The sequence below is a fragment of the Aeromonas sp. MTB genome, from assembly GCF_056632455.1.
Genome location: NZ_CP147026.1, coordinates 1,123,694 through 1,149,234, shown reverse-complemented (window position 1 = coordinate 1,149,234; position 25,541 = coordinate 1,123,694). Strand labels below are relative to the sequence as shown.

The 25,541-nt window shown below is 59.8% G+C and carries 25 protein-coding genes and 3 tRNA genes; 18 read left to right on the top strand and 10 right to left on the bottom strand.

All coding sequences use genetic code 11. The annotated features are described in order from the left end of the window. Window positions 1-301: 301 nt before the first annotated feature. The 7 genes from astB to WBR25_RS05390 all read left to right on the top strand — a co-directional run bounded on the left by astB (window position 302) and on the right by WBR25_RS05390 (window position 4,540). The gene (gene astB / locus WBR25_RS05420) at window positions 302-1,639 is read left to right on the top strand and encodes an N-succinylarginine dihydrolase (RefSeq protein WP_479749529.1); all 1,338 of its coding nucleotides are present in this window, start codon (window positions 302-304) and stop codon (window positions 1,637-1,639) included. 241 nt (window positions 1,640-1,880) lie between these two features. Beyond that, window positions 1,881-1,965: transfer RNA gene (locus WBR25_RS05415), tRNA-Tyr, on the top strand. A 38-nt stretch (window positions 1,966-2,003) separates the two neighbouring features. Further along, a tRNA-Tyr gene (locus WBR25_RS05410) sits at window positions 2,004-2,088 on the top strand. A gap of 44 nt (window positions 2,089-2,132) precedes the next feature. After that, window positions 2,133-2,217: transfer RNA gene (locus WBR25_RS05405), tRNA-Tyr, on the top strand. 142 nt (window positions 2,218-2,359) lie between these two features. After that, the gene (locus WBR25_RS05400; RefSeq protein ID WP_129503508.1) at window positions 2,360-2,650 is read left to right on the top strand and encodes a hypothetical protein; all 291 of its coding nucleotides are present in this window, start codon (window positions 2,360-2,362) and stop codon (window positions 2,648-2,650) included. Between the two features lie 278 nt (window positions 2,651-2,928). Next, the gene (gene trhP, locus WBR25_RS05395) at window positions 2,929-4,290 is read left to right on the top strand and encodes a prephenate-dependent tRNA uridine(34) hydroxylase TrhP (protein WP_005334895.1); all 1,362 of its coding nucleotides are present in this window, start codon (window positions 2,929-2,931) and stop codon (window positions 4,288-4,290) included. Between the two features lies 1 nt (window position 4,291). Further along, on the top strand, window positions 4,292-4,540 hold the full coding sequence (locus tag WBR25_RS05390) for a YfhL family 4Fe-4S dicluster ferredoxin (protein WP_005334896.1): 249 nt from the start codon (window positions 4,292-4,294) through the stop codon (window positions 4,538-4,540). Between the two features lie 56 nt (window positions 4,541-4,596). Here the strand turns inward: WBR25_RS05390 and WBR25_RS05385 are convergent, their stop codons facing one another. Then, window positions 4,597-4,989 (bottom strand): DUF1090 domain-containing protein, encoded by a 393-nt coding sequence (locus tag WBR25_RS05385; protein ID WP_005334898.1) that lies wholly within the window; start codon window positions 4,987-4,989, stop codon window positions 4,597-4,599. A gap of 158 nt (window positions 4,990-5,147) precedes the next feature. Between WBR25_RS05385 and WBR25_RS05380 the strand changes: the two genes are divergently transcribed. Further along, window positions 5,148-5,501: a DsrE/DsrF/TusD sulfur relay family protein gene (locus WBR25_RS05380; RefSeq protein ID WP_429112254.1), complete on the top strand. Its 354-nt coding sequence runs from the start codon at window positions 5,148-5,150 to the stop codon at window positions 5,499-5,501. A gap of 36 nt (window positions 5,502-5,537) precedes the next feature. On the opposite strand, the gene WBR25_RS05375 is transcribed toward WBR25_RS05380, so the two are convergent. Continuing rightward, window positions 5,538-6,761, bottom strand: a complete 1,224-nt coding sequence (locus WBR25_RS05375) for an MFS transporter (RefSeq protein WP_479749528.1) — start codon at window positions 6,759-6,761, stop codon at window positions 5,538-5,540. A gap of 202 nt (window positions 6,762-6,963) precedes the next feature. Then, the gene (gene sohB, locus WBR25_RS05370; RefSeq protein WP_479749527.1) at window positions 6,964-7,971 is read right to left on the bottom strand and encodes a protease SohB; all 1,008 of its coding nucleotides are present in this window, start codon (window positions 7,969-7,971) and stop codon (window positions 6,964-6,966) included. Window positions 7,972-7,984: 13 nt separating this feature from the next. On the opposite strand from sohB, the gene WBR25_RS05365 reads away from it, so the two are divergent. From WBR25_RS05365 to WBR25_RS05355, 3 genes are all read left to right on the top strand, one after another. Then, complete coding sequence (locus tag WBR25_RS05365) at window positions 7,985-8,182, top strand: hypothetical protein (RefSeq protein ID WP_129503504.1); 198 nt, start codon at window positions 7,985-7,987, stop codon at window positions 8,180-8,182. Between the two features lie 11 nt (window positions 8,183-8,193). Then, window positions 8,194-8,949: a YciK family oxidoreductase gene (locus WBR25_RS05360; RefSeq protein WP_206901353.1), complete on the top strand. Its 756-nt coding sequence runs from the start codon at window positions 8,194-8,196 to the stop codon at window positions 8,947-8,949. A 132-nt stretch (window positions 8,950-9,081) separates the two neighbouring features. Continuing rightward, a complete protein-coding gene (locus WBR25_RS05355; protein ID WP_236293434.1) occupies window positions 9,082-9,996 on the top strand; it encodes a LysR family transcriptional regulator in 915 nt (304 codons plus the stop codon). Between the two features lie 13 nt (window positions 9,997-10,009). Here WBR25_RS05355 and WBR25_RS05350 read toward each other — a convergent pair whose 3' ends face one another. Continuing rightward, window positions 10,010-11,182 (bottom strand): MFS transporter, encoded by a 1,173-nt coding sequence (locus tag WBR25_RS05350; RefSeq protein ID WP_479749526.1) that lies wholly within the window; start codon window positions 11,180-11,182, stop codon window positions 10,010-10,012. Between the two features lie 182 nt (window positions 11,183-11,364). Here WBR25_RS05350 and WBR25_RS05345 point away from each other — a divergent pair, with 182 nt between their 5' ends. Together WBR25_RS05345 and WBR25_RS05340 are read left to right on the top strand one after the other, a co-directional pair. Beyond that, window positions 11,365-12,507, top strand: a complete 1,143-nt coding sequence (locus WBR25_RS05345; protein WP_479749525.1) for a MalY/PatB family protein — start codon at window positions 11,365-11,367, stop codon at window positions 12,505-12,507. An 82-nt stretch (window positions 12,508-12,589) separates the two neighbouring features. Beyond that, the gene (locus WBR25_RS05340; RefSeq protein ID WP_479749524.1) at window positions 12,590-14,002 is read left to right on the top strand and encodes a TAXI family TRAP transporter solute-binding subunit; all 1,413 of its coding nucleotides are present in this window, start codon (window positions 12,590-12,592) and stop codon (window positions 14,000-14,002) included. 104 nt (window positions 14,003-14,106) lie between these two features. Here WBR25_RS05340 and WBR25_RS05335 read toward each other — a convergent pair whose 3' ends face one another. Continuing rightward, entirely contained in the window at window positions 14,107-15,021 is a 915-nt protein-coding gene (locus tag WBR25_RS05335) for a LysR family transcriptional regulator (protein WP_005353868.1), read from the bottom strand. 170 nt (window positions 15,022-15,191) lie between these two features. Here WBR25_RS05335 and WBR25_RS05330 point away from each other — a divergent pair, with 170 nt between their 5' ends. The 4 genes from WBR25_RS05330 (at window position 15,192) to ygjK (ending at window position 20,669) form a co-directional block, all read left to right on the top strand. Further along, window positions 15,192-16,448: an adenylosuccinate synthetase gene (locus WBR25_RS05330; RefSeq protein ID WP_005347796.1), complete on the top strand. Its 1,257-nt coding sequence runs from the start codon at window positions 15,192-15,194 to the stop codon at window positions 16,446-16,448. 196 nt (window positions 16,449-16,644) lie between these two features. Then, window positions 16,645-17,181: a YbhB/YbcL family Raf kinase inhibitor-like protein gene (locus tag WBR25_RS05325; RefSeq protein ID WP_005347798.1), complete on the top strand. Its 537-nt coding sequence runs from the start codon at window positions 16,645-16,647 to the stop codon at window positions 17,179-17,181. 11 nt (window positions 17,182-17,192) lie between these two features. Further along, the gene (locus WBR25_RS05320; protein WP_479749523.1) at window positions 17,193-17,993 is read left to right on the top strand and encodes a helix-turn-helix transcriptional regulator; all 801 of its coding nucleotides are present in this window, start codon (window positions 17,193-17,195) and stop codon (window positions 17,991-17,993) included. 195 nt (window positions 17,994-18,188) lie between these two features. Then, window positions 18,189-20,669: an alpha-glucosidase gene (ygjK, locus tag WBR25_RS05315; RefSeq protein WP_479749522.1), complete on the top strand. Its 2,481-nt coding sequence runs from the start codon at window positions 18,189-18,191 to the stop codon at window positions 20,667-20,669. Window positions 20,670-20,769: 100 nt separating this feature from the next. On the opposite strand, the gene WBR25_RS05310 is transcribed toward ygjK, so the two are convergent. The 3 genes from WBR25_RS05310 to WBR25_RS05300 all read right to left on the bottom strand — a co-directional run bounded on the left by WBR25_RS05310 (window position 20,770) and on the right by WBR25_RS05300 (window position 22,879). Then, entirely contained in the window at window positions 20,770-21,321 is a 552-nt protein-coding gene (locus WBR25_RS05310; protein ID WP_005362195.1) for a hemerythrin domain-containing protein, read from the bottom strand. 70 nt (window positions 21,322-21,391) lie between these two features. After that, window positions 21,392-22,069 (bottom strand): uracil-DNA glycosylase, encoded by a 678-nt coding sequence (gene ung, locus WBR25_RS05305; RefSeq protein WP_005353881.1) that lies wholly within the window; start codon window positions 22,067-22,069, stop codon window positions 21,392-21,394. A gap of 69 nt (window positions 22,070-22,138) precedes the next feature. Next, window positions 22,139-22,879, bottom strand: a complete 741-nt coding sequence (locus WBR25_RS05300) for a substrate-binding periplasmic protein (protein ID WP_479749521.1) — start codon at window positions 22,877-22,879, stop codon at window positions 22,139-22,141. A 369-nt stretch (window positions 22,880-23,248) separates the two neighbouring features. Between WBR25_RS05300 and grcA the strand changes: the two genes are divergently transcribed. Further along, on the top strand, window positions 23,249-23,629 hold the full coding sequence (gene grcA, locus WBR25_RS05295; protein WP_005334936.1) for an autonomous glycyl radical cofactor GrcA: 381 nt from the start codon (window positions 23,249-23,251) through the stop codon (window positions 23,627-23,629). A 151-nt stretch (window positions 23,630-23,780) separates the two neighbouring features. On the opposite strand, the gene kdsA is transcribed toward grcA, so the two are convergent. Together kdsA and WBR25_RS05285 are read right to left on the bottom strand one after the other, a co-directional pair. Beyond that, window positions 23,781-24,635, bottom strand: a complete 855-nt coding sequence (kdsA, locus tag WBR25_RS05290; RefSeq protein ID WP_158109807.1) for a 3-deoxy-8-phosphooctulonate synthase — start codon at window positions 24,633-24,635, stop codon at window positions 23,781-23,783. A gap of 97 nt (window positions 24,636-24,732) precedes the next feature. Then, on the bottom strand, window positions 24,733-25,533 hold the full coding sequence (locus WBR25_RS05285) for a SirB1 family protein (protein WP_005362204.1): 801 nt from the start codon (window positions 25,531-25,533) through the stop codon (window positions 24,733-24,735). Window positions 25,534-25,541 lie beyond the last annotated feature (8 nt).

Below are 25,541 nucleotides of genomic sequence, written 5' to 3'. Positions count from 1 at the left end.
GCTGTATAAGAGATTTGGCGCGAAAAAGCAATCTTGTGAGCAAATTTGCCTGACCAGCCCGAACCACACGGCTTCTTTTATTGCTTCTTTATTTATTAATGCGAAGGCAACAGGCCGGACGCAACCGCTTTTTCAATTTTCTGCCATACCACCCCTCTTTTTATATCTGAAACGACATAAAAACGTCTGCTGGTTACCGGCTTGTTACAAAAACATAAAATCTCTTTATAATGGCCCCACCCCGACGCATTGCGCGCGGAAGGAACCGCTACCCATCATAAAAATCGAAAGGATGTACTCAATGAAGCACTTCGAGGTAAATTTCGACGGTCTGGTCGGCCCGACTCATAACTATGCTGGCCTCTCCTACGGCAACGTTGCCTCCCAGAGCAATGCCCAGGAGGCTTCCAATCCGAAAGAGGCCGCCAAACAGGGGCTGCGCAAGATGAAGGCGCTGACCGAGCTTGGCATGACCCAGGGGCTACTGGCGCCACAAGAGCGTCCCGATCTCGCCACCCTGCGCCGCCTAGGCTTCACCGGCAACGATGCCCGGGTGCTGGAGCAGGCCGCCAAGCAGGCTCCTGCCGTACTGGCTGCCTGCTATTCGGCCTCCAGCATGTGGACCGCCAACGCCGCCACCGTCTCTCCCAGTGCTGATACCCAGGATGGCCGCATTCACTTCACCCCCGCCAACCTGACCAACAAGTTTCACCGCTCCCTGGAGCCGGACGTCACGGGCCGTATCCTGCGAGCCGTGTTCAACAATGATCGCTACTTCAGCCACCACCTCCATCTGCCGGAGAATGACCACTTCGGCGACGAGGGGGCAGCTAACCACACCCGGCTCTGCCGCGCCTATGGCGAGGCGGGGGTCGAGCTGTTCGTCTATGGCCGCAGCGCTTTTGACTACTCCCGCCCGGCGCCGAAGCGCTACCCGGCCCGCCAGACTCTGGAGGCAAGCCAGGCCATCGCCCGCCTGCATGGCCTTGGCGAGGAGAGCGTGGTCTTTATCCAGCAAAACCCGGAGGTGATCGATCAGGGAGTGTTCCACAACGACGTGATCGCGGTGGGTAACCAGAACGTGCTTTTCTTCCACCAGCAAGCGTTCCTCAACACCGAAGCGGTGCTGGCCGAGATCAGCGGCAAGTTTGGCGAGGGAGATTTGCACTTTATCGAAGTGCCGACTGCCGAGGTATCCGTGCTGGATGCGGTGAAATCCTACCTGTTCAACACCCAGATCCTCACCCTGCCGAGCGGCGAGATGGCCATCATCGCCCCCACCGAGTGCCGCGACAATCCGGCGGTGTCGGCCTATCTTGGCAAGCTGCTGACGCAGGAGACTCCGATCAAGGCGGTCCACTATATGGATGTGAAACAGAGCATGCGCAATGGTGGCGGCCCGGCCTGTCTGCGACTGCGGGTTGCCATGAACGATCAGGAACTCGCCGCGGTCAATCCGGCCTGCCTGATCAACGACAGCCAGTTTGCCCGCCTCGATGGCTGGGTCGATCGCCACTACCGCGACCGCCTGACCCTCGATGACCTGCGGGATCCGGCACTGGTGCAGGAGTCCCGCAGCGCACTGGACGAGCTGACCCAGATCCTGAAACTGGGTTCGGTCTACCCGTTCCAGCGCTAGATGTGATGCCCGGCAAGACCGCCGACACTGGCGGTCTTCTGCTATCTGCCTTCTCTTCAGCGCGATCGCCAAATTGCACAGATGCTGTTTTGTGCAGAAAAGCAGCGCACAACTTGCTGATAAGCTTGAATTTTGAGCTGGATGTATCAAAAAATCGACGAACAGTCATTTTTTACTGCCAGATGCCTCATCAAGGGGTTCACAAAGCCTCTGGATCTGATAGTATGCGCCTCGCACTTGGGGAGGGGTTCCCGAGCGGCCAAAGGGATCAGACTGTAAATCTGACGGCTCTGCCTTCGAAGGTTCGAATCCTTCTCCCTCCACCATTCAAGTGCAAAGTAGTGACAATCAGGAAATACCCTGTGGAGGGGTTCCCGAGCGGCCAAAGGGATCAGACTGTAAATCTGACGGCTCTGCCTTCGAAGGTTCGAATCCTTCTCCCTCCACCATTTCCCTGATTGCAATGGCTGAATACAATTTGCTTTGCCCCTGTGGAGGGGTTCCCGAGCGGCCAAAGGGATCAGACTGTAAATCTGACGGCTCTGCCTTCGAAGGTTCGAATCCTTCTCCCTCCACCATCATTCAAGAAAACCCGGCCTCGCGCCGGGTTTTCGCTTTCTGCCATTCCCCTCACACTTTTTCGGCCTTGTCAGATCTGACAGTTGCAATTGCATCCCATCTTGCTCATCGTGGCATCATCAACATTAGAGTGTTCATATCATGTTTGAAGTCTGGGACGAGCATGGTCACGCCACCGGTCTGACACTGCAGGCGCTCAAAGTCAGAATCAGCAACGACTATCAGGGTGATCTAATGGTGCGCTACAGCAACAAGCTGGGACTCCCCACGACCCTCTTTCTGACCATTCATCAGGGCGTTGCCTATCAACGCTTCAAAGCGGGTTCGCCAAGACTGGATTGGGAATGGCTAGCCAGCGCAGGCAATGGCAACTGCCCCAGTAATTTTATGAACGAACAGTTTCCCGATTTTCAACTCGCAATGGATAATTGAACATCAACAACTATCGCTAACCCACCACCACAGATTACCCAAAAACTGATTTTCCATTCGCATGATATTCCTGCCAAATTGCATGATGACGTGGGGGCGAGTACAATCCTGCACCCCGAATATCCGGCGCATCGTCTGTAGATAGGCCCCGGATATGCCGTCATCGGGTCGCGCTGCATTGAGCCTCCTCTCGGAGGGCATCTTGCACCGCAACTCAACCACTACGATGCCATCAGGTGGCATCGTCCTGATTTGCAATCAGATATAAAGAGTCCGCCATGTTTAAACCAGAATTGCTCTCCCCCGCAGGTTCCCTCAAGAACATGCGTTACGCCTATGCCTATGGCGCTGATGCCGTCTATGCTGGTCAGCCCCGCTACAGCCTGCGGGTGCGCAACAACGAATTCGATCATGAAAACCTGCAGCTGGGCATCAACGAAGCCCATGCACTGGGCAAGCAGTTCTATGTGGTGGCCAACATCCAGCCCCACAACTCCAAGCTCAAGACCTTTATCCGCGACATGCGCCCTGTGGTTGAGATGAAGCCGGATGCACTGATCATGTCCGACCCAGGTCTCATCATGATGATGCGTGAAGCCTTCCCGGATATGCCCATTCACCTCTCGGTGCAGGCCAACGCGGTCAACTGGGCCACGGTGAAGTTCTGGCATCAAATGGGCCTGACCCGCGCCATCCTCTCCCGTGAGCTGTCGCTGGACGAGATTGAGGAGATCCGCATGCAGGTACCGGAGATGGAGCTGGAAGTGTTCGTTCACGGCGCGCTGTGCATGGCCTACTCCGGCCGCTGCCTGCTCTCCGGCTATATCAACAAGCGTGACCCCAACCAGGGCACCTGCACCAACTCCTGCCGCTGGGAGTACAAGGTGCACGAAGGTAAAGAAGATGACGTGGGCCAGATCGTCCACCGTCAGGAGCCCATCGCAGTGCGTCCGGACAACACCCTGGGCCTTGGCAAACCGACCGATGCGCTGGTGCTGCTGGAAGAGTCCAACCGCCCGGGCGAGTACATGAGCGCGTTCGAGGACGAACACGGCACCTACATCATGAACTCCAAGGACTTGCGCGCCGTCGAGCACGTCGAGCGACTGACCAAGATGGGCGTTCACTCCCTGAAAATCGAAGGGCGCACCAAATCCTTCTACTACTGCGCCCGTACGGCTCAGGTTTACCGCAAGGCCATCGACGATGCGGTAGCGGGTCGTCCGTTCGACCGCAGCCTGATGGGCACCCTCGAAAATCTGGCCCACCGCGGCTATACCGAGGGCTTCCTGCGCCGTCACAACCACAGCGAATACCAGAACTACGACTACGGCTACTCCGTCTCCGACACCCAGCAGTTTGTCGGCGAGATCACCGGTCGCAAAGGTGACATGGTCGAGGTCGAGGTGAAGAACAAGTTCCTGGTAGGCAACAACCTGGAGCTGATGACCCCGCAGGGCAACGTCCGTTTCAATCTGGAGCAGATGGAGAACCGCAAGGGCGAGCTTATCGATACCGCGCCGGGCAACGGTCACGTGGTCTATGTGCCGGTCCCGAAAGATCTGGATGTGAACTACGGCATTTTGCTGCGCAATCTGGGCGACAGCCAGGATACCCGCAACCCGCACACGGCGGCCTGAGATGGCGCTGCTCATCACCGACAAGTGCATCAACTGTGACATGTGCGATCCCGAGTGCCCCAACCAGGCTATCAGCCTGGGTGAGGAGATCTACGAGATCGACCCCAGTCGCTGCACCGAGTGCGTCGGTCACTATGAGAAGCCGACCTGCATCAGTGTCTGCCCTATCGACTGCATCATCTGGGATCCCGCTCATGTGGAGACCGAAGATCAGCTGATGGAGAAATTTGTGCGGATGCACAGGCAATAAAACGAAAAAAGGCCGAGCAATCGGCCTTTTTTGCTCCTGAGTTCAGCGGCTGGCCATCACTTGCCGACCAGCCGGATCAGTTTGTCCAGCTCACGCTGGGCCTCCAGCATCCGGGTCTGGGACTCCTCCAACCTGGCCTGCCGCTTGGCAATCTTCTCCGGTTTGCCACTGACCCTCGCCTCCTGCAGTTCAAGCAGACGCTCATCCACCTCGCCACGCAGTTTGTTAACCCGCTCTTTCTGCTCCTTGAGCAGACCTTCATCAGTACAGTTGGCCTTGATATTGCGCGCTGCCTGTTCGAGCCCGGCAATCTGCCCGGCATTGTTGTGTGCTTTGGCAAACACCAGCTGGTCGTTGACGGCCTGCAGACGGGCCTTGCAACCGACCGCCTCACTGCCAAAGGCCTGACCCGCCAACAGCAGCAAGCCGGCTCCCAATACTTTCCACATCTCGATTCATCCGGTCTTGTTTGCGAGCTGACCATAAAAACCTCGATCGGCAGCAGGGTCAAGCAAGCGGGAAAAAGGTGCGACAGAAGTTGTGCAACATCACGCAATTGCCACCCTGTTGGTTCTACAATGACGCTCTTTCCAATCGGGAGTCTGTTATGAATCAACAAATTGTGGTCATTGCCAACGGTGCCCCCTATGGCAGCGAATCCCTGTTCAACGCCCTGCGTCTCGCTATCGCCATCAACGAACAGGGTGGTGCCAGCCTGAAGCTGTTCCTGATGTCAGATGCGGTGAGTGCAGCACTGGCCGGTCAGGCTCCGGCCGAAGGGTACAACCTGCGCCAGATGCTGGAGATCCTGCTGGCACAAGGCGTCACCATTCGCCTGTGCAAGACCTGCACCGATGCCCGTGGCATCACCGCCCTGCCGCTGATCGAGGGCATTGAGGTCGGCACCCTGCCGATGCTGGCCCAATGGACCCTGGCTGCCGACAAGGTGCTGACCTTCTGAACCATAAGGGGCTGGCCAGCGGCGAAGTCAGCCCGGTTAGCCTATCACCGACTCCTGCCGGGCACTTCGCCGACCATGATGTCGGGCGCCAGCTTCATAAAGCGCAAAAATCGCCACACAAAGCAGCGCCATCAGCACATAGAGCCACTGACCGCTCCACTGCTCGAGGATCCAGCCTCCCAGCAGGGCGCCGGCGGCTCCTCCCAACCCGGCCAGTGCACTGGCACCAAAGTAGCTCCCCTTGAGATGAGCGGGGGCCATCTGATCGATCAGCACGTTGAGCAGGGGGAAGAGGATAGTCTCGCCGATGCTGAGCAGCAGCACGGCGCCAAACCAGTGGCTGGGCACCATCGGGTCCCCCAGTGCGAAGAGCAGCTGGGCCGCCAGAAAGAGCGCCATGCCGATATGAAGCCGTACCCGCACCGGCCAGCGTGACAACAACCGCAGCAGCGGAAATTGCAGCAGCACCACGGTCAGGGCATTGGTCGCCACCAGCAGGGCAACCAGCTCGGCCACCTGCGGCATACCGGCCCTGGTCAGGTATTGCACCAGCGGCGAGTGAAACTGGGAGTAGACCAGCACCATCAGGAGATTGGCCATCACCAGCAGCAGGAAGGCGCGATCCGCCAGCAACACCTTGATGGCATCCCGCAGTCCGGGGCCAGCAGCACCCGGCTTGCCTGTGCTGCCAGCCCGGCGAAATCCCCAGCCAAAGGCCAGCGCCAGCAGCAGATAGCTCACCACCAGAAACAGGAAGGTCTCCTGCTGGGCGTTGATCCCGAGGGTCACCCCCAGTAGCGGCCCCAGCGCGGCCCCCAGGTTGAGCAGAAAATAACGCAGGTGCAGTGCCAACTCCCGCGCCTTGGCCGAGGCCAGACTGTCGGCCATCAACGCCTTGCCGGGGGCATCGATGAGCCCCGACGAGAGGCCGCTGCCCATCACCCCGACCCCGAGCCAGAATACCTCGTGCGAAAAACCGAGCAGGCCGAAACAGATCATCGCCACCAGACAACCGGCCAGCAGTATGCTGCGCCGCCCGAAGCGATCAGAGAGCCAGCCGCCGTAAAAACTGACCAGGGTAGAGAGGGCCATCGAGCCACCCAGCAACAGGCCAATCAAAGTGGCCGAAAGGTCATACTCCCGATAGAGCAGAATGGAGAGGAAGGGCCACACCATGTAGTAGCTGGTGCGCACCATGAAGGTACCCAGAATGACGATCCAGACCAGTGGGGTAAATTGCCTGAAGGTACTCCATGGCATTGGCATGCTCCCTGGCCCGTGGGGCCAGCAATGAAAGGGGAAAGCCTTCAGTTGTAACAGAGGAGTTGAATGGAGACAACCTTCCTCGCCACAGCGTTGCCTCATCGCTAACACGGCCTGCAACGTGGCCAAAAATCGAGGCCAGCCGGATTGCCCCGACTAGCCTCGCTCACCACTTGTCACGCTCGTTGCGGGTCGCGACTCAGCGCCAGGGGCTCTGCTGCCACAAGCGGCCAAACCCGGCCTCCAGCGCCTGTGCGCCCTGCTGCCCCAACTTCTGGGTCAGGCTTTTTGGCTTGCGATAGCTGATGCCGATCACCTTGTGGTGGCTGGCCTGCGCCAGCAGGTAGTCATCGCTAGTGCAGAGGGTATCCACCAGCCCCAGCCCCTTGGCCTGACTCGCCAGCCAGTGTTCACCGGTCGTGACCTGATCGATATCGAGTTGCGGGCGGTGTTCGGCCACAAAGGCCTTGAAGCGCTCGTGGATCGCCGCCAGCTCCTCGCGAAACTTCTCGCGCCCCAGATCGTCGTTCTCGCCAAACATGGTGATGGTGCGCTTATACTGACCGGCGGTGTGCATCTCGAACTCGATGTCATGCTTTTTCAACAACTTGTTGAAGTTCGGCATCTGGGCGATCACCCCGATGGAGCCGACGATGGCAAAGGGGGCAGCCAGGATCTTGTCTGCCACACAGGCCATCATGTAGCCACCGCTCGCCGCCACCTTATCGATAGCCACGGTGAGCTTGATGTCACGATCGCGCAGTCGCTGCAACTGGGAAGCGGCCAAACCATAGCCATGCACTACGCCGCCACCGGATTCGAGTCGCAGCAGCACCTCGTCGCCGGGCTGGGCGACGCCAATCACCGCGCTCACCTCCTCGCGCAGGGAGGTCACCTCTTTGGCATCCATGCTGCCGTTGAAATCGAGCACGAACAGGCGACTGCGCTCATCCCCCGCCTTGGCACGCTTCTTCTGCTCCTCTTTTTGCTGCTTTTCCATCACCTTGCGCTCGGCCTTGCTGGCGAGCGCGCTCTTGAGCGCAAATTGCCCCTGCTCCAGCTCGCTCGAGAGATCGGTCACCACCAGCTCACCCTTGCGCGCTTTCGGCTGGCGAGTGCTCACAATCATCAGGATGATGGCGCCGATGGCCAGCAGGAAGGTCACTGTCTTGGCCAGAAACAGGCCATATTCGGTCAGAAATGTCACGATGGACTCCAGAATGGATCGGTTTTCGTCACATTCTAGGGAGTTTGATGGAGGCGCGCAAAAAATCGCAGCCAGTGCCCGGAAAAACCAACCCGAGCATCACAACCTCTCTATTTTCTTCACATTTTTCTTGCCGCTGGCTGGTCAAACAGGCGCGCAGATCAGTACACTTGGCGCCGATTGCCATGCACTTATGGCCGGAATTTGTTAACAGGAGTTGTCATGCTCGATTATCAGGCACCCCGCGATCTGCTCAAGGATAAAGTCATTCTGGTCACCGGTGCCGGCGACGGGATCGGCCGCGAAGCCGCCCTCACCTACGCCGCTCACGGTGCCACCGTGATCCTGCTCGGCCGCACCAGCGCCAAACTCGAAGCCGTGTATGACCAGATTGAAGCGGCCGGTTATCCGCTGCCCGCCATCGTGCCGGTGGATCTGAAAGGGGCCACCGCCGCCCACTACCGCGGCATGGCCGAAACCTTCGCCCAGCAGTTTGGCCGCCTCGACGGCGTGCTGTTCAACGCCGGTCTGCTCGGCACCCTCTCCCCGTTTGAACATATTCAGGAGAAGGAGTGGGACGAGGTGATGCAGGTCAACGTCAAATCGGAATTCCTGCTGACCCAGGCGCTGCTGCCGCTGCTGCGCCAGACCGCCAAGGCGCAGGGCGATGCCTCCATCGTCTACACCTCCTCCAGCGTGGGACGCAAGGGGCGCGCCTACTGGGGCACCTATGCCATATCCAAATTTGCCATCGAGGGGATGATGGAAGTGCTGGCCGACGAGCTTGAGAACACCGGTGTGCGGGTCAATACCCTCAATCCGGGCGGTACCCGTACCAAGATGCGCGCCAGCGCCTTCCCGGCGGAAGATCCCATGAACCTCAAGACCCCGGCCGACCTGATGCCGCTCTACCTTTACCTGATGGGGTCGGACAGCCGCAGCAAAACCGGCCAGACCTTTGTGGCTCAGCCAAAATAAACAAGTTGCGTGGCCCAGCCCAAATAAATCAATAAAATACCCAGAGTGTTGTGCGGCAGGGGTTAAATTGAATAGGGGGCACAGGCTCCCTGTTCGAACCACTGACCATCCTATCTCCAATCAGGTTGAACTATGTTTCGTCCCAAGAGCACGTTTGAGCAATGGCGGATCTTTCAGGCGGTGGTCGACTGCGGCGGCTACGCCCAGGCGGCCGAGGCGCTGAACAAGAGCCAGTCCTCCCTCAATCATGCGGTTGCAAAGTTGCAGCAGAGTCTGGGGGTGCCCTTGCTGGAGGTGCGCGGCCGCAAGGCAGTGCTGACCCCGGCGGGCGAGATCTTCCTCAAGCGGGCCCGTCAGTTGAGCCAACAGGTGGAAGAGCTGGAAAATCTGGCCAACAACCTGGAGCGGCAGTGGGAGCCGCAGATCAACCTCTATGTCTCGGCGCTGCAGCCAAGGGATCGCCTCTATCGGGCGCTGGCCAGCTTCTATCCTCGCAGTCGGGGTTGCCGGGTCAACCTGCACGAACGTATTCACTGCCACTTCAACGCCCTGCAACCGGGGGATCTGATGCTCTCCGAGCACCTGCCCGGCGATCGCACCGGTCTGCTGCTGGACGAGGTGTGCCTGCTGCCCCTCTGCGCCGCCAGCCATCCGCTGGCACAGGAGGAGGGGCCCATCCGCAGCGACGTGCTGACCAGCCACAACCAGATCAGCCTCCATCCCCCCATTCACCGCTCGGTGGACTGGAACGATGCGGATGACACCGGCTGGAAGGCAACCCACTACCACGAAGTGCTCGCCATGCTGCGCCTTGGCCTCGGCTATGCCTGGCTGCCGCGTCATCTGGTGGAGCGGGAGCTGGCGGAAGGTTCGCTCATACAGCTGGATCTGGAGAGCGGCAACGAGCGCCACCTCTACACCTACCTGCTGACCCTCTCCCCCGAATCCCTCGGCCCCGCGACCGAGCTGCTGCTGCGCTGCCTGCGTAACGAATATCAGGGCGAATCATCGCCGCTTCCGCACGCCCAGCCCCGGCACGACAAATAACAGCCAGCCCCCGTCAGACGTTGGGCACCCGCCAGCTGGCGGCCAGTGCCACCAGTGCCAATCCCAGCGCCACCATAAAGACCCCGTGGAAACTCCACACCTCCGCCACCACACCGGCGATGGCCCCTGCCATGATGGAACCGGTGCGGATGCTGTTGGCAAACAGGGTAGTCGCCACCCCGGCCCGGCCCGGCATCAGATCCTGAAAGTAAGACATGCCGATCCCCGCCACGATACCGATGAAGATGGCGTTGAACAGCTGCAAGGCGATCAGGGCGTATTGGTCGGTGAGGGTCACCAGACCTGTGTAAAAGGCCGCGCCAGCCAGCACCGCCAGCAACATCATGGGGCGCTTGCCAAAGCGCGCCGTGTAGTAACCCGCCAGCAGCATGAAGGGGATCTCCAGCGCAGCTGCCGTGCCCATCAGGATACCGGCAAGCTTCTCATCCAACCCCAGCTCGCGGGTGATGTAGAGCGGCATATTGATGAGGTACATGCTGTTGCAGGTCCACATCAGGGTGGAGGCGATAAAGAGTGCCCGCACCGCCGGATCCCGCCAGCTGCTGACCCGCTCGCTCTCTTCAGCCAGCTTGGGCAGTGGCAGCGAGGGCAACCAGCGCCACACCACCAGGGCACAGAGCAGATAGGCCAGTGCCGAGGCCAGGTACATCAGCTCGAAACCGTAGCCGATGGCCAGCGCGAAGGCGATGGGCGGGCCTATGACCCAGGCCAGCGAAAACTGGGCCCGCATCACCGAGCTGAACATGTCCGCCCGCCGGTTGCGGCTGTCAGAATACTCCCGCGCCAGCGCAAACAGCTGGGGACTGGCCGTGGCCGCCAGCGCCGCCAGCATCACCCCCAGACTCGCCAGCAACCAGTAGTTGCGGTTCCAGGCAAACAGCAAGGAGAGCGCCACCCCGGCAAAGCAGCAGCGCAGGATCAGTCGCTTGCGATCCCCCTTGTTATCGGAGCGATGGCCCAGCCACTGGCTGACCAGAATGCCCACCACCGCATTGATGGTATAGAAGAGCCCGACCAGAAAGGGGCGCACCTGCACCTCCTCGGCCAGAAACAGACTTAAGGTAGGCACCTGCAGTGCCACCGCGACGCCGGTCATAAAGGTCACGGCAAGAAATGAAAGAGAGACGGGGTCAGGGCGTTTGACCGCCGCTATCGACAAGCTCATAGAGTTACCACTGATTGGAGGGACGATACGGGCTAGCGGGCGGCAGCCGTATGAAAATTCGGCGCCTATCTTATGTCACTATCAAGAGCGGGCTCAAGGATGGCATAAGCGGGTGTGCGCCTTGCGAGGGAGGCCGCGACCCCGTAGAGTGAAAGCCCATCCTGCCAGCACAAGGAGTTCGCATGTTTGATTTTGATCAGGAAGTAGACCGCAGTGGCACCATGAGCCTGAAATGGGACAAGTACAAGGGTCAGGATGTGCTGCCCATGTGGGTTGCCGATACCGACTTTGTCTCCCCCCCGTCCGTGATTGAGGCGTTGACCAAACGGGTCGCCCACGGCATTTTCGGCTATTCACGCCCCTCGCCGCGCCTGATCGAACTCATTATCGAACGGATGGCGACCCGCTATGGCTGGGCCATCGAGCCCGAATGGCTGGTATTCCTGCCCGGCGTGGTGCCGGGGCTCAACCTCGCCTGCAAGGCGTGGAGCCAGCATGGCCGCGGCATCATCACCCCCAAGCCGGTCTACTACCCCTTCCTGCAGGCGCCGGGCTTCAATGATCGTCCCCTGCTCACCGTGCCGATGGTTGAAGAGGCGGGTCGCTGGGTGCTGGATCTGGCAGAGCTGGAGCGTCAGGCCCCCGCCGCAGATCTGCTGCTGCTCTGCAACCCCCACAACCCGGGCGGCACCATCTTCACCCGTGACGAGCTGCTGGCCATCGATGCCATTGCTGCGCGCCACAATCTGGTGATCTGTTCCGATGAAATCCACTGCGATCTGCTGCTGGATAAAAACGCCCGCCACATTCCCTACGGCGCCATCAGTGCGCAAGCGGCCGAGCGCTGTGCGGTGATGATGGCCCCGAGCAAGACCTTCAATATCGCCGGTCTCTGCTGCTCCTTCGCTATTATCCCCAACGCCCGTCTGCGCTTCAGGCTACAGCAGGCGATGCGCGGCATCAGCGCCGACGTCAATCTGCTGGGCTTTGTCGCCGCCGAAGCGGCCTATGAGGGTGGCGAACAGTGGCTGACCGAGCAACTCGACTATCTGGCAGCCAATCTGGCCCTGATCCAGCAAGCGGTTGCCCGCTGGCCCGGCGTCAAGCTGGCCAGTCATCAGGCGACGTATCTGGCCTGGATCGATGTGAGCGCCCTTGGCCTTGCCGATCCCATCGCCTTCTTCGAGCAAGCCGGCGTTGGTCTCTCCCCCGGCGCCCAGTTTGGCGATGGTCAGTTTGTGCGGCTCAACTTCGGCTGCACCAGGGCACGACTGACCGACGCGCTGGTGCGGATGGAGCGGGCAATCCTCAACAACAAGCCCTGATCAGCCAGCAACGGGATGGGCAAGCCCCATCCCTTTTTCCCCTGTGTCATCAGCCAGCGGTCAACTCAGTCAACGGTCAATTATGTCTCTACGGATCTTGCATCACCTTCTGCTTCCCCTCTGTGCACTCTCTGCGCTGCTCCCCTTTGGCAGCCAGGCGCTGACTATCGGAACGGGCCCGCTCAACGGGGTCTACTACCCGACCGGTGGCGCCATCTGTCGGGTGCTCAATGCCGGCCATGCCCTGCATGGGGACAGCTGCACCGTGCAGAGCACCCGTGGCTCGATGGCCAACCTCAAGGCACTCGACAAGGGGGACGTACAGCTGGCGCTGGTGCAGTCCGATGTGTTGCACCACGCCCTGCACGGCTCCGGCCCCTTCAGCGGGCAGGGGGCCAACAATGAGCTGCGCAGCCTGTTTCGCCTCTATCAGGAGTCGTTAACCCTGCTGGCCGCCCCCAATAGCGGCATCACCACCCTGGCAGATATCGAAGGGAAGCGGATCTATCCGGGCAACAAAGGCGCCGGTGAGCAGATCACCAGCCAGGCCCTGATGGCGGCCATGGGATGGCAACCCGGGCAGTTTGCTGCCTATCAGCTCAAATCGGACAGCGAACCGCTGGAAGGACTCTGCGATGGCTCGCTGGATGCCGCGTTTGTGGTTGCCGGTCACCCCAGTCTGGCGGTCGGCGATCTGATCAGCCGCTGCAAGGTGCGCCTCATCCCCATCGAAGGGGAGCAGATCGACACGCTGCTCAAGCAACACCCCTATTACCAGCGCAGCCGTATCGCCGCCAACCTCTATCCGGGACAGACTACTGCCATCAACAACATCGGAATGAGTGCCGAACTGGTGGCGCTGGCCAGCCTGCCGGACCCCATCGTCCGAACCGTGCGCGATACCCTGCTGGCCCGGGTCAAACAGTTCAGTCGGCTGCATCCCGCCCTTAGCAAAGTGACCCCCGAGCAGTTGCAGGCGCAAACCGAGCTGCCCCTCCATGCTGGGATGTCGGATCAACCGCCAGCTCCCTTGTCACTGACTCCCGAGCAGTTAACAGCGGAACAGCTGACACCGGAGCCGTTAACACCAGCGCCATCGGCCTCGGAGGCGGTGCCCACGACAGGGCCGGTGAGCGCCGCCAACGGGACGACTGCGCCCTCTGACGCGACCGCCACCAGCAGTGCCGCAGTGGCAACAGAAGCCACAGAGGTTAATCCCTTGCCCGAAGAGGCACTTGAGGTCGCCTCCGAGCTCACTGCTACGCCGACCACCGAGGGTGGGAGCGTGGCCCCCTCTGCCGCAGCGTCAACGGTTCCACCACCATCGGCTGCCGTGTCGACTCAGTTGCCACAGAGCGTCTCTGCGGCCACTACGCCGCAAGAGCAGGCAACCCAGCCTGCCAGCAGCGCGGTTGCTGACGAAACCCCACCGCAGGATAAGGCCGACATGTCACCCTCCCCTGCCACCAGCGCAGCCACACCGCAGCAACCCTGAGTGGTCAGCGCCCACAAATGCATCAGGGCAGCCTCGGCTGCCCTGATTGTTTACGCGCGTTCGATAGTGGTGAAGTCGATTGGCCTGCTCACCTTGCCGTACCGCTACGGCTCCATCACCCGGGTCAGATAGGGGTTGGGCTTCTGGATCTCCTCCTCCACCCAGTGCAGCAACTGCTTGATGGCCCGCGACAACACCTGATTCTGGCGCACCACGTAGCCCAGACTGGTACCGGGAAAGTCGCCGAGGCTGGTGACAGGCGCGGTGAGGTTGAGGCGCGGATGCAGGGAGAAGTCCGGCACGATGGCGACACCAAAGCCCGCCTCGGCCCAATCCAGCTGGGCGTCCACGCTGCCCACCTCCATGATGCGACAGGGGGGCAAGGCCAGCAGCGGCAGGGACGGGTCGATCAGCGCCCGGGTGCGGGTGTCGTGACCGAGCAGGATCAGGGTCGGCTCATCGAGGGGATCGCTCTCCCCCGCCACCGCCCGCGCCTGCCAGCGGGCCAGGCCGTGGCCCAGCGCGCACCAGGTCACCTGTTGCAGCTCGGTATAGAAGAGCGGCTCGCTGCGCTTTTGCGCCATGACAAAACCCAGATCCGCCTTGCCCGCCTTGACCAGCTCGGCCGCCTGATCCGAAGTGGTGTTGAACAGAGTGAGGTCGATGCCGGGGAACTCCCGCTTGAAGCGCTGGAACGGCTGGATCAGCAGCAGGCGGGAGATGATGTCGCTGGCGGCGATGGCCAGCGTCCCCTGACTCAGCTGGTTGAGGGCATTGAGATCGGACTGGCAGAGCTGCAACTCGGCGATGGTGCGCTCGGCGCTTTGCAGCAGCCGCTCCCCCGCCTGCGTCAGGCGAAACGGGCTGCGCTCGATCAGCCGCACCCGGGTCGCCTGCTCCAGCCGCTTGATATGCAGGCTGACATTGGGCTGGGTCATGTGCAGCTCGGTGGCGGTCTGGCCAAAATGTTGCAATCGGGCCAGGGTGACAAAGGTTTGCAGCCAGTGAATATCCAGCATAAGAGTCCCTCAACCCGCGAGGTGCGGGGCTTGCCAGGCAAAATCGAGCAGTTTGCCGCTTAATTGGCCATAATTATATGGTTCTCTTATCGGAATTATAAAGATAATTAATTTTTCTAATCCGCATCAGGCTCCTAGGATGGACGCCTAACGTCTTAGGAGAAAGAGTCATGTCGTCTATCGTAGTCGTAGGTGCTAACTGGGGTGATGAAGGCAAAGGCCGCATCGTGGATTATCTGGCAGGTCAAGCTGGCGCCAGCATTCGCTTCCAGGGCGGCAACAACGCTGGCCACACCGTGGTCAACGACCTTGGCACCTTCAAGCTGCACCAGGTTCCGAGTGGCGTATTCAACCCGGATTGCCTGGTTGTCCTCGGCCCGGGCATGGTGATCAGCCCCGAGAAACTGACCGTCGAGCTCGAGGAAGTCAAAGCCTCCGGCGTGACTCCGAAGCTGGCCATCTCTGACCGCGCAACCCTGTGCCTGCCGCTGCACGCACTGGAAGATACCCTTGAAGAGCAACGCCTGGGTGACGGCGCCTATGGCTCCACCCGTCAGGGCATCGCCCCTGCCTACGGCGATCGCGTCATGAAAAAAGCGATCCTGGTTGGTTGGCTGAAACAGCCGGACGTACTGGTCGAGCGCATCCAGTTCATGCTGGACTGGAAACTGCCGCAGATGAAGGCTATCTACCCCTCCTTCGAATTCACCCAGACTGCCCAGGAGATGGCTGACTGGCTGCTGGAAGTCTCTGCACCCTGGATCGACGCCGTCTGCAACGTCAGCATGCCGCTCAAAGCGCTGCAGGCCGAAGGCAAGACCCTGCTGTTCGAAGCGCAGCTGGGCGCTGGCCGTGACCTGATCTACGGCGAATACCCCTGGGTGACCTCCTCCCACGTATCTGGCGCCTACGCCGGTATCGGTGGCGGTCTGCCGGGTCTGCGCCCGGAGCGCGTCATCGCTGTGGCCAAGGCATTCAGCTCCTCTGTCGGTACCGGCACCCTGTTGACCGCCATGGAGAACCAGGACGAGTTCCGCAAGATCACCAACGAGTTCGGCGCTACCACTGGCCGTCCCCGTGATGTCGGTTACTTCGACGCCGTCGCCACCAAGAACGGTGTCGAGCTGCAAGCCGCCACCGAAGTGGCCCTGACCAAGCTGGACTGCCTGACCGGTCTGCCGGATCTGAAGATCTGCGTGGCTTACGAAGGTGCCCACACCGAGAACCCGATTTGGCCGCAAACCGCTGCCCTGAAGCCGGTTTACGAGCAGATGGAAAGCTGGAGCGAAGACATCACCGGTTGCCGCACTTTCGAAGAGCTGCCGCGCGCTGCCCAGCAGTACGTGCTGCGTATCGAAGAGCTGCTCGGCGTACCGGTTCCGATGGTTTCCGTCGGCCCGGGCCGTGACGAGATGATCCTGCGCTAAGCCGCACTTCTCATCGTCAAACAAAAAACCGGCATCCCTGATGCCGGTTTTTTTATGGCTGCCGTTTACCTTCTTGCCATAAAACCACCAAAAGGCTCAATTAACTCACCAATCGACCTAACATTGAGCCGTTCTGCAATAACATTCTACCCTGACCTCGTTAAAGTGAACCCGTTACCACACGAGGAGTCACCCGATGAAATTGCTCAAACAGAGTGCCCTGTTGCCACTGCTCTGCCTGACGGCCATGCCAGCCTTTGCCATGACCCTGAAGAGCACGGACATTCACGAAGGCCAGTTGATGGACAAACAGTTCAGCTTCAACGGCTTTGGCTGCAGCGGCGACAACCACTCGCCCCAGCTGAGTTGGCAGGATCTGCCGGCAGGCACTAAGAGTGTTGCCATCACCGCCTATGACCCCGATGCCCCTACCGGCAGCGGTTGGTGGCACTGGCTGGTGGTTAACCTGCCTGCCACCCAGAGCGAGCTGGCCAGCAATGCCTCAGGCAAGCTCAAGCAGGGATTGGAGATCCGCACCGACTTTGGCAACCAGGGTTATGGCGGCCCCTGCCCGCCCGCTGGTCACGGCATGCACCGCTATCAGTTCACCGCCTGGGCCCTGCCCCATGATCTCGAGGTAAAGGCTGATACCCCGCCGGCTATGGTAGGCTACATGCTCAACAGCATGGCGCTCGGCAAAGCCACCCTGACCGCCACCTTCGTCACCCCCTAGGAGCCAACCGGATGAGCACTCCCCTGCTGCAACAGAGCCACTATCTCGGGATCCGCCAGCAGCCCCTGCATCGGGTGCTCATCTACGCCCCGACCCTCATCTGGGTCACCCAGGGGAGCAAACAACTGTGGTGGCGCGAGCGACGTCTGTCGTTTAACAGGGAGCGGTGGCTGCTGATCCCGGCAGGCCACCAGCTCACCTTCGTCAATCAACCTGATCAGGGCAAGTTTCGCTCCCACGCCATCACGCTGCTCATTCCGCCACCACCAGAATGGCTGGCCGAGTCAGCCCCTTCCCACGCCGATCTGGAAGAACCCGCCGTCAAGGTCACCCCCGGGCTCGCCTTCTGCTTTGAGCTCATCAGCACCATGGCCGAACGGGGACTGAGCGAGGCGACCCAGGCCGAACTGCTGCGCGGCTTCTATGCCGAGCTGCGGGCAGCCAACGCCCTCGGGTTACTTTTTCCCGCCAGCACCATGACCCTCGCAGAGCGGTTGGCACGCTACCTGGCGGTGGAACCCGGCATCGACCACACCCTGGAGGCGGTGGCCCCCCACTTCTCCATGAGTCGCGCCTCCATGGTGCGCAAGCTGGCCGCCGAAGGTCGCAGCTTTCGCCAGTTGCTGGCTCAGGTACGCATGAGCCACGCCCTCAACCTGTTGCAACAGGGCATGACCCCGCTGGAGGTCGCCCTCGCCTGCGGTTATGACTCCCCAAGCCGCTTTGCCGCCCGCTTCAAACAGGAGTTCGGCCTGACGCCCCACCAATACCTGCACACCTGCCCTGCCAGATTGGCGAGCAACGAAAAGTAAAATATTACTTAAAGATCATTCTATGTAACCTGATGTAACCCGGTGATCCCGCTCACATTGCCGCCTCTTCAGAGTGTGATCTCGCGCCAACGCTCCCTTTCTCCTTGCCATACAATGGCTACCGAACACCTTTTCACTAAAAATAAGCGTAAAAAATCTTCCTTTTAACCTACATAAACGGAATTGGAGCGAGAAATGTTTCGTAAAACTTTACTCTCGGTAGCCCTCGGCACCGCCCTGTTCGGACTGACCGCCTGCAACGATAACCAGACCGAGAGCAGCACAGTCGCCAAACCGGAGCAGGCCATCCAGTACAAGGACGTGATCGACCGTCGGGGAACACCGACCCAATTCCGCGACTTTGACAGCTACTCCAACCTCAAATACAACCCGCTGCTCGATCTGGGGGCATGGCACGGTTTCCTGCTGCCTGCCAGCGACAAGGAGTGGGGGGGCTTTACCGGCCCCATGGTCATCTCCGAGGAGTACAGCCTCTTCTTTGCCAGCGAGCTGGACAAGCTCACCCTGAGCGATGCGAGCGGCCGCCCGTTCCCGCTCACCAGTGCCCGCAAGCAGGAGGTGTACGCGATTCCGGGCGCACTGGTGCAACGCTTCGAGTTCGAGCCCTTCACGCTGGAGCTGGAGCTGCGTTATGGCGATGCCCGCACCGCTCTTATCCGCACCCGACTCATCAATCAGACCGATGCACCGCTCACCCTCAACCTCAACTGGCAGGGCGAGTTGCTCAATCAATGGGATGCCAAGGATACGATTGCCAGCAAATATCCAGGCTGGACTCGCACCATCAGCGAGAGCGACAAAGGAATCGAATTCCAGTTCGGCAAACTGCGCAGCACCTGGAACATCATGCAGAGCGGCAGCGCCCGCTATCGCATCGACCGCACCCTGCCAAGCCGCACCACCCTCGACCAGAAGATACTGGGCTACCAAAGCGACGCCAGCATTACCCTGGCCGCCAAGGGGAGCGAGGATATCTACACCCTGCAGAGCTATCTCCACTCCGCAGATGACGCCAGCCGCCATCAGCAGAGCCGTCAGGCCCTGCTGGCCAACCCGGCCAGCTATTTTGCCGACTCCATCCGCCGCTGGGAGGACTACCTTGCCAAGGGTCTCTCCAATCAGGGTATCCCCGAGTCGGAGCGTCGCATCGCCGTCAAGGCGATGGAGACCCTCAATGGCAACTGGCGCTCCCCGGCTGGCGCCATCCTCCACGACGGGGTAACCCCCTCCAATACCGCCCGCTGGTTCGACGGCGTCTGGGCCTGGGACAGCTGGAAGCACGCCTATGCCATGGCACACTTCAACCCTGAGGTGGCCAAGAGCAACGTGCGCGCCATGTATGACTATCAAGTACAGCCGGATGATCCGGTGCGACCACAGGATGCGGGCATGGTGATCGACGCCGTCTTCTACAACAAGCTGGCGGATCGCGGTGGCGATGGCGGCAACTGGAACGAGCGCGACACCAAGCCGCCCCTCTCCGCCTGGGCCATCTGGGAAATCTACAGCGCCACCAAGGACAAGGCCTTTATCGCCGAGATGTATCCCAAGCTGCAGGCCTACCACGACTGGTGGTACCGCGCGCGGGACAACAACCGCAACGGCATCATCGAATATGGCGCCACCAAGCATGTGGAGCACAACGACGAGTACGGCAATATTACCTTCAAGGTGCAGTACTCCAACGGTATTCCCGCCGGGCTGGATCTCTCAAGCTGTACCAGTGAGGGGGATGGCTGGTATGCCTGCGCCGGAATGCCGCTCTATCAACAGGTGTTGAACGTGGGCGGTTACAGCGACATGGATATCGGTGCCCAGCACGGCGCCGGTTGGGAGTCAGGCATGGACAACGCCGCCCGCTTCGGCTTTATCGAGCCGGGCCAGCTGCAACGCTATGCCGACAAGACTTATGGCGGAGATTTGGCCAAGGCACGTCAGGACTGGAACGTCGCCTTCTTTGAAAACCATCAGGACAATGGCGATTTGATCGGTTTCTCCATCGATCAGGAGTCAGTGGAGCTCAACGCCTTCCTCGCCAAAGAGAAACGCATTCTGGCAGACATGGCCGACCTGCTTGGCAAGCCGAACGACGCGAGCCGCTACCGCGATGGCGCGACCCAGCTGGCTGGTTACATCAACAGTTGCATGTTCGATGAGGCATCAGGCTTCTATTACGATCGTCAGATTGCTCAGGGGGATGTTGCTGACGGCAACGGCTGCGTCGGCAAATTGCTGACCGCCCGCGGCCGTGGCCCGGAAGGGTGGAGCCCGCTCTGGGCAGAGGTCGCCGACAAGGAGAAAGCAGCGCGGGTGCGCGAGGTGATGCTCAACGCCCAGGAGTTCAACACAAAGATTCCGCTGGGCACAGCCGCGCTGACCAACCCGGCCTACGACCCCAATATCTACTGGCGCGGCCGGGTATGGCTCGATCAGTTCTACTTCGGGGTGAAGGGGCTCGAAAACTACGGCTACCGCAGCGATGCCGAAGCACTGGTCAACAAACTGTTCAACAACGCAGAAGGCTTGGCGGGCAGCGGCCCCATCCGCGAAAACTACAATCCGGAGACCGGCGCCATGCAGGGGGCCAGCAACTTCAGCTGGAGCTCGGCCCACCTCTATATGCTCTATCGCAACTTCCTGAAACCACAGGCGTAAGCTTGCTCCACCATGCAAAAGGCCTCCAGATGGAGGCCTTTCTGTTTTCACTCAAGTTGCACTCACACAATACCCACCACACGGCAGGTACGGGCTCGTCTTAGCCGTTCGTGAGCGGCAAAGAGAGGCGTTTGGCCAGTGCCTGGAAGTGCTGGCTCACCTCGGCCCCGAACAGGGGGTCGCCAATGGCGCGGTTCTGCCAGTTTTGCTCCAGATGACGCCAGTCATCCTCGGTCAGGGAGTCACGCAGATGGGGGAAGATCACCCCCTCTTCATAGTTCATGTGTGCCTCTTGCAGCTCCACGAAGCGCTCCAGCTTGGTGGTGAACTGATCGAGGGGGATCACCGCATCCATCAGGATCATCTCCACCATCTCCTTGAGATCGGCCCCGGCCTCCAGCAGCTTGACGTGCTCCTCCTGCAGGCGGTTGGCGACCTCCCCCTCCACCACCCGATATTTCAGGTAGTAGTCATAGATGAGGTCTTCCTTGGGATGGTGGTACTTGTCAGAGACCTCCCGCAGGTAGTCGATGACATCGCGCACCAGAAAATAACTGATGGGCTCTTCGGCACGAATGGCTGCCAGCTTGTGCTTGAGCAGCTCCAAAAGTCGGGCGATGTTGAGATGATCCTTGTGCAGACTGGATAACATGGGCACTCCTTGGCTCTGAATTAATCTTATGTCCCTGAGTATACGGTCATTTGTCGCCCGAACTTTGCACTCAATCAAGTGGGATGCAGACAGATTTCCACTCTATCGGACTCTTGCCCTGTTGTTCCAGCAAGCGATTGGTCTCGCTAAAGTGACCGCAACCGATGAAACCGCGGTGGGCAGAGAGTGGGCTCGGGTGCGGCGCGGTCAGCACATAGTGGCGCTGGCGGTCGATGAAACGTCCCTTCTTCTGGGCGTGGGCACCCCACAGCAGGAACACCACCCCCTGACAACTGGCATTGATCTGCTCGATGACCCGATCGGTAAAAGTCTCCCATCCCAGATGGGCGTGGGAATGGGCCTGACCGGCCTGCACCGTCAGCACAGTGTTGAGCAGCAAGACACCCTGTTTGGCCCAGGATTCGAGAAAGCCGTGATTGGGTGTGACGAAACCAGGCAGGTCACGCTGCATCTCTTTATAGATGTTGACCAGTGAGGGAGGCGTACGCACGCCGGGCAGAACGGAGAAACAGAGACCGTGCGCCTGATTGGGGCCGTGGTAGGGGTCCTGGCCCAGGATCACCACCTTGACCTGATCCAGCTCGGTCAGCTTGAAGGCATTGAACACATCGGTAGCTGGCGGGTAGATCACTTTGCCCGCTTCCCGCTCGGCTCTGACAGTTGCCAGCGTACTCTTGAAATAGTCCTGCTCTTTCTCAGAGCCAATCACATCACTCCAGGTCAGCACCCCGGCCTCCTCACTTGATACGGCGAAGGGCTCAGGATAGGGGGCCAGCCCGCAAGACGCAACCGTGGCTCACGCTTTCCAGAGCCTGGCGAGGCGCCCCGAGCGCTCCAGCTTGCGCAGGCCGCTATTGAACAGCAGCATCAGACGGCGCGCCTCGGGATCGGCTTTGCGCATCAGCAGGTATCCCGGTTGCGACCAGATGGGGTCGGCGGCACCGGTCAGTGACAGCGATTGGGGATGACGAACGAGCGCCTGCTGGAACAGAGTCTGTGCCACCTGCTCATCCATCACCAGATAGTGGATCCGCCCGTCAAGCAGCTTGCCCATGCTCTCCTCATCGGAATCTGACCACTCGAGGGTAAGCCCGGCTTGGCGAGCGGCAAAACCATCGCCATAGAAATAGCCACGGGTCACCCCGACCGGCTCGTGTTTCAGCTCACCCAGATTGACCACGGGCGTACCGGTCAGCGTCATCAGGCGAGTGGTGAAATGGCCGAGCGAGGCGGAGAGATAGAAAAGCTGCTCCCGCTCACGGGAGCGAAACCAGGGCATGGTGACCACATAGCGCCCCTCCAGAGTCAGTCGGTAAGCCTCGGCCCAGGAATAGAAGTGAAAGCTGACATCGAGCCCCTCTTCGGCAAAGGCCTGACGCACCACCTCACAGAGAAAGCCCTGATTGGGCAGCGCCTCACTGATATAAGGTGGCCACTCGCCCACAGCAATACGCACCGTCTCGGCCCGCACCGCAACACTGCTTGCCCAGCAACAGAACAGGGCCAGCCATGCCCACTTTCGCCACCCATTATTCACCCGACACTCTCCTCGCTTTTTTTTGCTGAGTGTAGCCAACCCCTCAATTAACCTCAGAAAAAGCCGAAAAGATGTAGTTAAATTACTAGATTAACGAGATAAAAGATGCATAATTTGGATATCTTACAAAATCAGAAAAATGACCTATTTTTGATTCAACTCAAGAATTTAATCCCATTGAAATGGTGCTTTGTCGGATTTTCTTGATCTAGATCAATTTTGGTAATATTACCACCGTGGTATATATGACCCCATCAAAGAAAAGGTGTAAGGCAAGGGCCCTTTAAGTCATCGCCATCGACGGTAGCTTAAATACATCAGGGTAATTTCCTTACAGTTGGATTCGCGTTCCCATTGAGGAGTCATACCATGATCAAAGGCATTCAAATCACCCAGGCCGCCAACACCGCTCTGCTGAACTCTTTCTGGCTGCTGGACGAAGAGAAGCAACAAGCTCGCTGCATCTGCGTCAAAGGCGATGCTTTCGCTGCCGATCAAGAAGTGCAACTGGCTGACCTGGGTCAGTTCGAATACCGCGAACTGCCGGTTCAGGCTGAACCTGCTGTTGAAGGTGGCCAGCACCTGAACGTCAACGTGCTGCGTCGCGAAACTCTGGAAGATGCTATCGAAAACCCGGAGAAGTACCCGCAGCTGACCATCCGTGTATCTGGCTACGCAGTGCGTTTCAACGCCCTGACCCCGGAACAGCAGCGTGACGTGGTTACCCGTACTTTCACCCAGAGCCTGTAATCAGCGCCCTACAGTGAACAGCTGATACTCGCAGTATCAGCACAAAAAAACGGCCAATCGGCCGTTTTTTTTATGCGTGCTTGTCGCCGCATCCTTATCAAAAAATACCCCGCATTGCGGGGCATTTTCATCAGGCATGACAGCGTCGGGATCAGGCCGAGGTATCGAGGGGTTCGAAGCCCTTGATCAGGTCATCGATGGCCTTCATCTGTTTGAGGAAGCCTTCCAGCTTCTCCAGCGGCAGGGCACTCGGGCCATCGCAGCGAGCAATTCTCGGATCCGGGTGGGATTCGATAAAGAGACCGGCCAGACCGACCGCCATGCCGGCACGTGCCAGCTCGGTCACCTGTTCGCGACGACCACCGGAGGCGGCACCCAGCGGATCACGGCACTGCAGGGAGTGGGTCACGTCAAAGATCACCGGATAGCCACCGGTGCTCTTCTTCATCACGCCCAGGCCCAGCATGTCCACCACCAGGTTGTCGTAGCCGAAATTGGCACCGCGCTCGCACAGGATCAGCTGATCGTTGCCGCACTCCTCGAACTTGTCGGTGATGTTCTTCATCTGACTTGGGCTGAGGAACTGCGGCTTCTTGATGTTGATAACGTTGCCGGTGCGGGCCATGGCTTCCACCAGATCAGTCTGGCGCGCCAGGAAGGCGGGCAGCTGGATAACGTCAACCACCTCGGCGACCGGCTTGGCCTGATGGGGTTCGTGCAGATCGGAGATGACCGGCATGCCGAAGGTCGCTTTCAGCTCCTGGAAAATCTTCATCCCCTCTTCCAGACCCGGACCGCGGTAGGAGTGGATGGAGGAGCGGTTGGCCTTGTCCCAGCTCGCCTTGAAGACAAACGGGATGCCCAGCTTGCTGGTCACTTCCACGTACTTCTCGCACACCGCCATCGCCATGTCGCGGGATTCCAGCACGTTCATGCCGCCAAACAGCACGAACGGTTTATCGTTGGCAACGTCGATCTGGTTGATCTTAATATTCTTCTGTTCCATCTAAGACATCCTTAATAAAAGGGCCTGAAGCCTAGTTACTCCGTTGCGACCGGACGCAGCGGCCTTGATATTCTTCTGTTTCAGTTTCAAGCCGCCCTTAATGGAGGGGCTTGGGGCTCAGATCCAGCGCGGCCAGTTGCACTTTCAGCACATCGGCCACCGGATCGTCCGGGCATTGTTCAATAAAATATTCAAAATCGTCTGCGGCCTGGCGCGGGCAATCGAGCTGCTCGTAGATAAAGCCGCGATCCCGCGTCTCCAGCGGATCGCCGGGCTTCATCCGCAACAACAGCTCGCTGCAACGCAGCGCCTCGGGCATGCGATCTTCCCGCAGCAGGGCCCCCTTGCTGACGTTGAGCAGCCGTTCAATGATCTCCCACTGGCCGGAGGGCTGCAGGTAGTCGGGAGTGAGGGTCGCCAAGTCCCCCAACGCACCGCGCAGCAGCAGCTCGATGCGGGCCAGACTCAGCTCGTCGCCGGTAAAGGGGTCGACATAGACCTCCCCCTCACCACCGGCAAAGCTCACCAGGAAGTGGCCGGGGAAGCAGATCCCCTCCACATCGAGCCCAAGCTTGCGTCCCAGCTGGATGATGAGAATACCGAGGCTGACCGGGATCCCCTTGCGCTGAACCAGCACCTGATTGAGATCGCAGTTGTTGGCAGAGAAATAATCCTGCCAGTCGCCATGAAAACCGAGGCTGTGGTAGAAGCCCTGCAGCAACTGCTGGCGCACCTCGTCGCAGGTGCCCTCTTCAATCTGCTCATCCAGCCACTCGTCCAGCAGGTTCAACTCGCGGATCCCCTCCTCGACCGAGCCATAAATCTCGTCGCTGACTGACAACGCCAGCTCGGTGATGTCGTGGGCTTCAAAATCGGTCCATTCGTCTATGTGTAACATTCTCTTCA